The sequence below is a fragment of the Rhizobium sp. SVR5-9E genome (assembly GCF_056755095.1).
This window is the reverse complement of record NZ_JBNDHS010000480.1, coordinates 1-261: the sequence shown is the minus strand read 5'-3', so window position 1 is coordinate 261 and position 261 is coordinate 1. Positions and strand designations below refer to the sequence as shown.

Below are 261 nucleotides of genomic sequence, written 5' to 3'. Positions count from 1 at the left end.
GCCCTCTTGGGAGTAAGCCTCCCTCCACCGAGGATCGCAAGTAAGCTTGCACAGGCGATCGTCGGTCTGGGAAACCACCTTTTGAATGCGCCATGCGAACGAGGCGCCGCACCCACCGTCAAGAGTTCGCTTGCTCTCGGGATCGCGACCGACTTGCTCTGGGCGCCCTGCGCCGGCCCGATTCTCGGCCTCGTGCTGACATGTGCCGCATTGCAATGTACCAACCCCCAACCCACCCCCCCCCTCCCCCCCCCCCCCCCC

Annotated in this window: 1 pseudogene; it reads left to right on the top strand. The window is 65.9% G+C overall.

Annotation, left to right across the window (positions count from 1 at the left end):
• Window positions 1–261 (top strand): annotated as a pseudogene (locus ACPYOJ_RS35715) (cytochrome c biogenesis protein DipZ); the annotation flags it as partial.